Genomic DNA, 9,550 nt, shown 5'->3' on the forward strand with positions numbered 1-9,550 from the left:
CCGGCGCTTTTTTTACCGCAAAAATGCCCTGCTCCCCCTTTGGTTTATAGACCAATTGGTTTACAATAAGATAGTGAGCATGTACGTCGTCGTGTACTGCATATCGGATCATTTGAGCCACGGCTCCCGATCAATAATAGGAGGATGGAGACCCATGTTGTTCATCGATAACGAGGGAATCACCGATGCGTCCGTCAACCTGGCCATCGAGGAATACGCCCTGCGACATTTGCCGCTGGAGGATGACAGCTACCTGCTGTTTTATATCAACGCCCCTTCCATCATCATCGGCAAGCATCAGAACACAATCGAAGAGATCAATCAGGAATACGTCAAGGACAACGGCGTTCAGGTCGTTCGCCGGCTTTCCGGAGGCGGCGCGGTGTACCATGATCTCGGCAATCTGAATTTCAGCTTCATCACCAAGGACGACGGACAGTCGTTCCACAACTTCCGCAAATTCACCGGGCCGGTGGTGGAGGCGCTGAAATCGCTTGGCGTGAACGCGGAAATGACCGGCCGCAACGACTTGCAGGTCGGCGAGCAAAAAATATCCGGCAACGCTCAATTCTCCACGCGCGGACGGATGTTCAGCCACGGCACGCTGATGTTCAACCTGAATTTGGACAACGTGCAGGCCTCGCTCCATGCCAATCCGGAGAAGTTCAAATCGAAAAGCACCAAATCGGTGCGCAGCCGGGTCGCCAACATCATCGATTTCCTGGACCGCAAAATGACGATCGAAGAGTTCCGCGCCGAACTGCTGCGGCATATTTTCGGGATGGAGCCGAACGCCGTTCCCCAATATAAACTGACCGAAGCGGACTGGGCCAAAATCCACGAGATCTCCGCACAGCGTTACAAGAACTGGGATTGGAACTACGGCCTGTCGCCGGAAAGCAACGTAAAACACGCGAAAAAATTCCCGGTCGGCATCATCGACCTGCGCATGAATATCAAGGACGGGCATATCCAGGAGATCAAAATCTACGGCGACTTCTTCGGCGTCGGCGACGTCGGCGATATCGAGGACAAGCTGAGGGGCGTAAAATACGAGGATGGCGCGGTACGGAAAGCCTTGGCCGGAGTCGACGTCAAGCACTACTTCGGCAATCTGGAAATGGACGATTTCATCGGACTGGTATTCCTTGAAGAATAGCAGCCGTCACGACCGCCGATCCGCGTGGGACGCGAAGGGAGCGAACCGCACGTGAACCGCTCCAGGCTTGCCGACCTCGGGCTGTTATCCGTCGCCTTCATGTGGGGCTGCACGTTCCTGATCGTCCAGCATGCGGTGCGGGTCTTGCCGCCCTTGGCTTTTAACGGCATTCGTTTTATCGGAGCGGCGCTGCTGCTGGCTTTGATCATCGCCTTGTTTTACCGCAGCGAATGGCGGAAGCTGAGCTGGGGCATGTTCGGCCATGCCGCGCTGCTCGGGTTGCTCCTGTTCCTCGGCTACTCGTTCCAAACGGTGGGCCTGCTGTATACGACGACCTCGAATGCGGGGTTTATCACGGGGTTGTCCGTCATCATCGTTCCCTTTCTGTCCTTCTGGCTGCTGAGGCAGGCCATTTCCCGGTTCACCTGGTTCAGCGCGTTCCTGGCTGCCGCCGGGCTTTACTTGCTGACGTTTGCCGGGACGGCCGCTTGGGCTTGGAACCGCGGCGATGCGTTCGTTTTTCTCTGCGCGATCGCCTTTGCTTTGCATGTGGCATACACCGGCGTTTTTGCTCCCCGCTACCCGGCTTTGCCTTTGGCATCGCTGCAATTAGCGGTTGTCGGCATCCTGAGCTCGGCGGCTTCCCTGCTGTTCGAGCCCACAGTTTCGCGGAGCGGGTTGGCGGATCAATGGCTGCAGCCGGAGGTCCTTCTTGCTTTACTGGTCTCGATCGGGCCTACCAGCGCGTTTGCCTTTTGGATCCAGACGGTATGCCAAAAATATACCAGCCCTTCCCGCGTGGCGGTCATCTTCGCCATGGAACCGGTTTTTGCGGCAGCGACCGGCGTGCTGTTCGGCGGAGAGGTCCTCGGTTTTGCCGCGGTGCTGGGCTGCGCCTGCATTTTGGGCGGAATGCTCTTGGCGGAACTGAAATCCGCTTCCGACCCGGTACCCTCGGATTAACCGATTAAGCTATATTTTATAGAGAGACATACAATTAAGGGCACAGTGGCTCAGACCGGTTGGATAGGACCGCCTGACCCGATCCTGGCCCAAAGGAGAGAAACCATGTATAAACTGATTGCCATCGACATCGACGACACGTTGATCAACGACGACAAGGAGGTAACCCCTGCCACGCAGCAAGCGTTGGAGCAAGCCGTAGCGAAGGGCGTCGTCGTGACGCTGGCCACGGGCCGCGCCTACGCTTCGGCGCAGGCGATTGCCCGCCAAACCGGCCTGAATGTGCCGATCATTACGTACCAGGGGGCCTTGGTCAAAAACCTGATGGACGAGAAGGTGCTTTACGAGCGTTACGTTCCCGAAGAGGCTGCACGCAAGCTGTTCGAATACTGCATCGAGCGCAATTTGCACCTGCAAACCTACATCGACGACAAGCTGTACGCCCGCGAGGAAAACCAGAAGCTGATCGACTATACAACGCTGAACCGGACGCGCTACTACGTGGAGCCTGACTTCGCCAAGCTGGTCGCTCAGCCGACGCCGAAAATGCTCATTATCGACGAACCGGATTACCTTGACCAAATCGCGCCGGAGCTGCGCGAGCTGCTGGGTGACGGTGTTCATATCACCAAGTCGAAACCGAACTTCCTCGAAATCATGCACCATGAGGGTACCAAAGGGCATGCCCTGCGGTTCCTGGCCGATCATTTCGGCTGCGGGCTGGCGGAGTCGATCGCGATCGGCGATTCCTGGAACGACCATGAAATGCTCGAGGCCGCCGGCCTGGGCGTCGCCATGGGCAACGCGATCCCGGCGTTGAAGGAAATCGCGGACTACGTGACGCTGAGCAACAACGAGGACGGCGTGAAGCACGTGATCGAGAAGTTTGTGCTGAACGCGGAAGCTTGAGTCCGCTCAATAAGCCTAAAGCCGGCCAAGAAAACCTAACCGGCCCTTCACGCATAAGAAACTAACCGGAAAACCTCCAGTTAGTTTCTTTGCTTTTGCTGTGTTGGAGAAATTAACTGGATTTCCTCCGGTCAATTTCGGCATTTTACGAATATCAGCTCAGTTCGCCCAAATTAACGGGAGCTTTCCAGTCCCGGCAATGGGGCCCCCAAGCTACCAGCTCTCATGGTTACCCGCCCCCAACAGAACCGATAGTCCGGTCGAAGCCATCTCCGCGCCTGCCGGCAATCCGTACTCGTTGCGGAGGTCGATGTCGTGCGACATATGCGTGAAGATCGTCCGAGCCGGCCGCACCTCTTGCAGCAGCTCCAGCGCTTCGGTAACGTCGTAAACGGATCGCGTCGCAAACTCCGCCGTCTCATGATAGAAGCTCGTGCCCAGCACCAGCAGATCGAGGCCGTGCAGCGGCCGTTTTTGCTCCTCCGGCAGCGCGATGGAATCGGAGCAATACGCCCAAGCGAAACCGCCCTTCTCGAGACGGTAGGCATACGAAAAGCCGTTTTTGCCGTGAAACACCTTCCATCCGCGAATCCTCCAGCCGGCCAGCCGGGTTCCATCTTCTCCGACCGCATGCAGATCCAAATGCCCGCCTAGCCAAGGATACTGGCGCAAGATCGTTTCAATCACCTCTTGCGGCGCATGCAATTGCCCGCGTCTTCCCAGCCACCGGCAGGCGTCCGCCCACTCGGGCAGCCCCCCGATATGGTCGAAATGGGCGTGCGTGACCAAAATATGCTCAACGAAACGCTGCCCTCGCCGTTCCATGCCCGTTCGCCAGTCCGGGCCGCAATCGATCAGAAAGCCGCCGTCTTCGCCCTCGACCGAAACCGAGGATCGGTAGCGCCGGTTCGTTCCCGTGCTCCGCGCTTCCCCGCAAACCTCGCAATCGCAATAGACTCTCGGAACCCCCATGGCGTCCCCGGTGCCCCAAAAAATAAGCTGATCCATCAGGAGTCCGCTCCTTCCATCGTTCGACTATGCTATTTTCATTCTAGGCCAACTCGGTCCGATCCAACAAGAGCCGAGATCCCCCGATTTCGCCTGCAAAAAATACGCCCCGCCATCGATCGATGGCAGGTTGCGCCTTCTTTTATCTCCCCGTCAGATCCAGCGAGATCGTGCTCGGTGGCCCCGGATCCGCTTCATCCCGTCCCCCGACCGGCTCGATCGTGAGCTCCAGGTTATCGTCGAGATTCAACGTCTTGTCCTTGACGTAAAGATGCGCCCGATTGGCATGATATTGCAGCAGCCCCAGGCTATCGCGGGTTCCCTCCTTCACGATCCAGACGCGGATCGTCTGCCCTTTATCCGGGACGAGCCCGCCCACCAGCATCAGCATCTCACGGGAAACGGCATTATACCAGACCATGCCGCCCTCCGGCTCCAAACGGCCCAAGGCGATCGGATAAGAAATCGTGTCCGGCTTGGACAAGACCGACAGCGCTTCCGGCTCGTAGGTATGCACGTAATGGTCCCAGCCTGCCTCGGGCTGGTTCGGGCGGCCTAGACCAAAGCCCACGCTGGCCAACACCATCAATGCCGCTGCCAGCGACACCGTCCACTTCCAGCGGGCGGCCAGCAAGCGCGATGCCCTGCGGCGCCAGCCGATCATCTTCACCCTGCGGCGCAGCCTGCGCCGAATCCTTTCGGAAGGAACCTCAGCCGCCAAAGCGTCGGCGCGATGCGCGGCAGGAAAGGCATGCGGCAGCGGCAGGGACGGGTTTGGCGCCGGATTCTGGCTGACGGCTACCGGCGCGTCCGGCATCGCTTCGCTCTCCCCGCCGGCTCCCAGCATGTCCTCCCAGCGCGCTTTATGCTCCAGGCAGAGTGGACAGGCTTCCAGATGCAGCGCCATCTCGGCGCGCTTCGCTTCCGTCAGCGAGCCCAGCAGCCAATCGATCCATTCCTGCTCGGTATATAAACGGACGCACAAATCCCGACGCCCTGGATGCAGGTTGTCCCGACTATTGCCGATGTGCCCGTTCATGCTCGTTCCCTCCTTCCCACGAATCCGCCCAGCCCTGCTTCTCCAGCTGCTTCCGCAAATTGTTCAGGCCGTATCGGACCCACGATTTCACCGTGCCGATCGGGACGCTCCACGCTTCCGCCATCTCGCGCTGGGTTTGCAGGGCAAAATACGAGCCTAGGATCGCCTTCTTCTGCGGCTCCGGCAGCGCGTATATCGCCGTACGCAGCGCCTCCCGCTCCAGTCTCGACAAGGCTTCGTTCTCTCCCGAAGCTTCCGCTTCGGCCGCATCCCGCTCCAGCGCTTCGTCTCCCGGATACTGCAGCCGCGCTTGGCGCCGCAAACGATCCAGGCTGCGGCTGCGGGCGATCACCGCAAGCCAAGCTTTGATCGAGCCGCGCGACGGATCGTAATCCCGCCCCCGCCGCAGCACCTCCAAAAACACTTCATGGCATACATCCTCGGCCTCCATCCGCTCCCCTGCCAGACGGCCGGCCACCTGCATGACAAAAGGAGAATAACAGGCATAAAACGCATCGAACGCCTGCACCGAGCCTTCGCACATTTCGTGCAGCCGCCGGGTCATCTCTTCATTTTGCAGGTCCATGTCCTTCCCTCCCGCAAACGTTCTCCTCTTCTTAATCACCTCTCGTTTTACCAAAAACGTTTCATTTTGAAAACCCCATTTTTTTTGAAACGCGTAAATCCACATCGCCTTCTCGTTCGTACTCCTGTTGAACGGCTGCGGATGCTGGCAGGAACGCGGCGGTCCGCCGGCAGGTATAGCAAGGGCCTGCGAAACGGCCGGGGCGAACTTGTCCGGGTTTCCTTCATCCGCGGCCCAAAAGTGCTTTATCAAATCATTTCATAGGGGGTTAACCAGAGATGCTTCATTCCTATCGAAAAGCGGCGCTGATGCTGCTCATTCTGATCACGGCCCTCGGGGGCGGCACCCTTGCGGCGGCGGGCAAAGCCTCGGCGGCCGGCTCGCTGGAGCTGTTTACGCCTTATCTCGAATGGTCCGCGGCGCCCGGCGAATCCGTGTCCTACACGATCGACCTCGTCAACCACGGCAGCAGCACGGCTTCGGCCGACATTGCCCTGGAGACGCAAAGCAAAAGCTGGCAATACGAATTGACGGCAGGCGGGCGGGAAATTTCTCGAATCGCCGTCAAAGCCGGAGAAACGCAAACCTTCAATCTGGATTTGGATGTGCCCCTGCAAATCAACAAAGGCCGCTATGCGTTTACCTTGAAAGCCGGCCAAGCCGCGCTCCCGCTCGTCGTCAACGTCTCGGAGCAGGGCACGTTCAAAACCGAGCTGACCTTGGACCAAGCCAACATGGAGGGCCACTCGGACTCGACGTTCACGTACAGCGCGGTGCTGCGCAACCGGACGACGCAAAAACAAACCTACGCCATGAGCGCGCAAGCGCAGCAGGGCTGGGACGTTCGTTTCAAAGCGGACGGCAATAGCGTGACTTCGGTCGAAGTCGAACCCAACACGGAAAAATCGATTACGATCGAGGTCAAGCCGCCGGAGCAAATCCAGGCGGGCACCTATGACATCCCGATCGCGGCGGCCAGCGGCGAAACGAAGGCAAACGCCAGCATCGAGGCCGTGGTCACGGGCACGTATGACATGAAGTTCTCCACCGTCAACGACGTGCTTAGCACGGACATCGGAGCCGGCTCGGAGCGCAAACTGACCTTTGTCGTACAAAATACCGGTTCCGCCGAGCTGCAGGATCTTTCTTTTTCGTCGGCCGCACCGACCGATTGGGAAGTTTCCTTCGAACCTTCGTCGGTCACGTCCATCGCCCCGGGGGAGAGCAAGCAGGTTCAAGCCACGATCAAATCCAGCAAAAAATCGCTGGCCGGAGATTACGTGGTCAGCCTGACGGCCTCCTCGGCGAACAAAAGCGCCAACGCGGACCTGCGGGTCACGGTCAAATCGTCGGTATTATGGGGATGGGTGGGGGTTCTCATCATACTGGCCGTCTGCGCGGGCATCTACTACCTGTTCCGGAAATACGGGAGAAGATAACCGATGGTTACGGAATCCGGCATGACACCCACCAACTCCGCGTCCGGCGAAAGTCCCGTCATTGAGCTGGTGCAGCTGACCAAAAAATACGGCGATGCCACGGCCGTCGACCACTTGAATCTGAGCATCGCCCGCGGGGAAATTTTCGGTTTGCTGGGCCCCAACGGCGCGGGCAAAACGACGACGATCCTAATGATTCTGGGGCTGACCGAGCCCACCTCGGGGCATGCCCGAATCTGCGGCTTCGATCCGACGCGCGAAGCGCTGGAGGTCAAGCGGAAGGTCGGCTATCTGCCCGACGACATCGGCTTTTACGAGGACCGGACCGCGCTGGACAATTTGGTTTATACGGCAAGGCTTAACGGGGTTTCGGCACAAGAAGCCGCCCAGCGCGCCGAGGCGCTGCTTGAGAAAACCGGCCTCTCGGCCAGCGCCGGCAAAAAAGTCGGGGCGTTCTCCCGCGGGATGCGGCAGCGCCTCGGCCTGGCCGACGTGCTGATCAAAAATCCCGAGGTCATCATCCTCGACGAACCGACGCTGGGGATCGACCCCGAAGGGGTACGTGAACTGCTCGCCCTCATCTCTTCCTTGAGCCGCGATGAGAAGCTGACGGTGCTGCTCTCCTCGCACCACCTGCATCAAGTGCAGCAAATCTGCGACCGGGTAGGTTTATTCGTGCAGGGCCGGCTGATCGCTTCGGGTGATATTCGCACCCTGTCCAAGCAGCTGGACGCGGACGGCAACGTTTACGTCGAGGTTGGCGCGAAAGGCTGGACGGACGCTTTGGCCCGGCACATCTCTGGCCTCAACGGCGTGCTGGACATCCGCTACCCGGGGGAAGGCGAGGACGAGCATGAACGCGGCGTCACCGCAACGGTCGTGTGCGAACGCGACTTGACGGCGCAAATCGCCGAAGCCGTGATTCGCGGGGAAGCGGAGCTCGCGTACATCCGCCGCAAAGAGTACGGCCTGGACGATATCTATCACCGCTATTTCGAAAGGAGGGGAGAGCCATGATGCAGTTGCACAAAACGGCGGGCGGCCGATCCATGAAGGAGCAGCTGCGGCTGAAGGAGCTTCGCGACTTCGCGCATAAACTAGGGGCGGGATTGCGCCCTTCCCGCGAAGCCGGCGAGAGCGGCGGGCATTCGTCCTCCTCTTTTTGGGTCATGGTGCAAAAAGAAATCGGCGACCACATCCGCAGCTGGCGGTTCGGTATCCTGATGGGGATCATCGTGTTGGCCTGCATCGGCTCGATTTATTCGGCCGTAACGGCCATCCGCAGCGGCAGCGCGTCCGGCGACGGCGGAACCGGGGACACGTTCTTGTTCCTGAAAATGTACACGTTGACCAGCTCCGCGCTGGCGGTACCGTCGTTCTCCACGTTCCTGTCCTGGCTGGGACCGCTGATCGGGATTACGCTCGGGTTCGACGCCGTCAACTCCGAACGGAATAAAGGAACGCTGGGACGCCTGCTTTCGCAGCCGATCTACCGCGACGATTTCATCAAGGCCAAGTTCGTATCCGCTTTGGTCATGATCGCCGTCGTCGTGTTTTCGCTGGGCTTTCTTGTCATGGGCCTTGGCTTATTCACGATCGGGTATCCGCCGACGCCGGAGGAATTTTTGCGGATCATGATCTTTTTGCTGATCGCGGTCGTCTACATCGGCTTTTGGCTTTGCTTGTCGATCCTGTTTTCGATCCGGTTCCGGCAGGCGGCCACGTCCGCGCTGTCCTCCATCGCGATCTGGTTGTTCTTTACGATCTTCTACAGCATGATCATCAACATGATCGACAGTGCCACCGCCGTTTCGCAAATGGCGACGCCGGACGCGCAGTTGCGGCAGATGAGTCTGGTGCTGGCGCTGAACCGCCTGTCCCCGACCGAGCTGTTCTCGGAAACGATCACGACGATGCTCTCTCCCGGCGTTCGCGCGCTGGGGCCGCTGACGATGGATCAGCTCGTCGGCGCCATCGCCAGCCCGCTGTCGCTCGGTCAAAGCCTGCTGCTGATCTGGCCGCAGCTGACCGGCCTGTTGGCCGCCACGATGATTTGCTTCGGCCTGTCCTACATGCTGTTCATGCGCCAGGAGGTCCGGTCGAGAGTATAAGAGGGAACAATGGATGGGGAGAGACTTTGAGTTGCACGTGAACAAAGCCGCTGAGCGATTCAGCGGCTTTGTTTGCTTGGGGGGCGGGGGTGTCGGTCGGGCAGGAGCGGTAATGACAGGTTTGGTCCTGCCCTGCTGTAGCCTCTCTCGCCGACAAAATAGCGGTACTTTGGGGCCTTATTTCTTACTCTTGGCCTCTTTTCGCGGAAATAAGGACATTTTATGCACTAGCGTTGCATTAATGTTTGACAGTTAAGCCGGCAACCTTTGGCGTTAGGTTAACACTCGCTGTCCGGAAGCTTTGCACAATTATCCCGTTTGATCAGGTAACAGAGA

General features: G+C 58.9%; 9 protein-coding genes. 6 read left to right on the forward strand and 3 right to left on the reverse strand.

Annotation, left to right across the window (positions count from 1 at the left end; genetic code table 11):
- Positions 1–154 precede the first annotated feature (154 nt).
- From ACQ4N8_RS24350 to ACQ4N8_RS24360, 3 genes are all read left to right on the forward strand, one after another.
- Positions 155–1,159: a lipoate--protein ligase gene (locus ACQ4N8_RS24350; RefSeq protein WP_430706943.1), complete on the forward strand. Its 1,005-nt coding sequence runs from the start codon at positions 155–157 to the stop codon at positions 1,157–1,159.
- A 51-nt stretch (positions 1,160–1,210) separates the two neighbouring features.
- Positions 1,211–2,122: a DMT family transporter gene (locus tag ACQ4N8_RS24355; protein ID WP_430706944.1), complete on the forward strand. Its 912-nt coding sequence runs from the start codon at positions 1,211–1,213 to the stop codon at positions 2,120–2,122.
- A gap of 105 nt (positions 2,123–2,227) precedes the next feature.
- On the forward strand, positions 2,228–3,031 hold the full coding sequence (locus ACQ4N8_RS24360) for a Cof-type HAD-IIB family hydrolase (RefSeq protein ID WP_430706945.1): 804 nt from the start codon (positions 2,228–2,230) through the stop codon (positions 3,029–3,031).
- Positions 3,032–3,244: 213 nt separating this feature from the next.
- Here the strand turns inward: ACQ4N8_RS24360 and ACQ4N8_RS24365 are convergent, their stop codons facing one another.
- From ACQ4N8_RS24365 to ACQ4N8_RS24375, 3 genes are all read right to left on the reverse strand, one after another.
- Positions 3,245–4,039, reverse strand: coding sequence for an MBL fold metallo-hydrolase (locus tag ACQ4N8_RS24365; RefSeq protein ID WP_430706946.1), 795 nt, complete (start codon positions 4,037–4,039; stop codon positions 3,245–3,247).
- 142 nt (positions 4,040–4,181) lie between these two features.
- Positions 4,182–5,078: an anti-sigma factor domain-containing protein gene (locus ACQ4N8_RS24370; RefSeq protein WP_430706947.1), complete on the reverse strand. Its 897-nt coding sequence runs from the start codon at positions 5,076–5,078 to the stop codon at positions 4,182–4,184.
- The gene (locus ACQ4N8_RS24375; RefSeq protein ID WP_430706948.1) at positions 5,056–5,664 is read right to left on the reverse strand and encodes an RNA polymerase sigma factor; all 609 of its coding nucleotides are present in this window, start codon (positions 5,662–5,664) and stop codon (positions 5,056–5,058) included. The genes ACQ4N8_RS24370 and ACQ4N8_RS24375 overlap by 23 nt, the downstream gene beginning before the upstream one ends.
- 278 nt (positions 5,665–5,942) lie before the next feature.
- Between ACQ4N8_RS24375 and ACQ4N8_RS24380 the strand changes: the two genes are divergently transcribed.
- Genes ACQ4N8_RS24380 through ACQ4N8_RS24390 form a run of 3 tightly spaced genes read left to right on the forward strand, consistent with a single transcriptional unit; the run spans position 5,943 to position 9,214 of the window.
- Positions 5,943–7,103 carry an NEW3 domain-containing protein gene (locus ACQ4N8_RS24380; protein ID WP_430706949.1) on the forward strand — a complete coding sequence of 387 codons (1,161 nt, stop codon included), beginning with the start codon at positions 5,943–5,945 and terminating at the stop codon, positions 7,101–7,103.
- Positions 7,104–7,106: 3 nt separating this feature from the next.
- On the forward strand, positions 7,107–8,120 hold the full coding sequence (locus ACQ4N8_RS24385; RefSeq protein WP_430706950.1) for an ABC transporter ATP-binding protein: 1,014 nt from the start codon (positions 7,107–7,109) through the stop codon (positions 8,118–8,120).
- Positions 8,117–9,214 carry an ABC transporter permease gene (locus ACQ4N8_RS24390; protein ID WP_430706951.1) on the forward strand — a complete coding sequence of 366 codons (1,098 nt, stop codon included), beginning with the start codon at positions 8,117–8,119 and terminating at the stop codon, positions 9,212–9,214. The genes ACQ4N8_RS24385 and ACQ4N8_RS24390 overlap by 4 nt, the downstream gene beginning before the upstream one ends.
- Positions 9,215–9,550 lie beyond the last annotated feature (336 nt).

Source organism: Paenibacillus macerans (genome assembly GCF_050565405.1).
GTDB classification, from domain to species: Bacteria; Bacillota; Bacilli; order Paenibacillales; family Paenibacillaceae; genus Fontibacillus; species Fontibacillus macerans_B.